At 39.0% G+C, this 290-nt stretch carries 1 protein-coding gene; it reads right to left on the reverse strand.

Going from position 1 to position 290, the window contains the following annotated elements:
• A partial coding sequence (locus tag CWC11_RS21555; RefSeq protein ID WP_171038507.1) for a winged helix-turn-helix domain-containing protein occupies nt 1–218 on the reverse strand: 218 nt, incomplete at its 3' end.
• Nucleotides 219–290 lie beyond the last annotated feature (72 nt).

Below are 290 nucleotides of genomic sequence, written 5' to 3' on the forward strand. Positions count from 1 at the left end.
AAATTGGCAACGAGCTTATTAATCGCATTATCAGTCACAATCACGCCTTGCCAGATCACCTCTTGTAATTCATCGCGCGTGACAATGCGATTGGGGTTGTCTAGGAGAAAAAGCAACAATGTCACCGTTCTTGGATCTAGCGCTATCACCTGATCATGAGAGGTTAATTCATATGATCCAGTATTAAACTGAAACTCGCCAAATTGAATTCGCTCCAAACTACATCTACTCCATGTAAGATTTATCGTTATTATTATTACCAACAGAAATTATAAGTTGGTTTGGCATCA

The sequence above is a fragment of the Pseudoalteromonas sp. S3178 genome (assembly GCF_005886985.1).
Lineage (GTDB): Bacteria > Pseudomonadota > Gammaproteobacteria > Enterobacterales > Alteromonadaceae > Pseudoalteromonas > Pseudoalteromonas carrageenovora.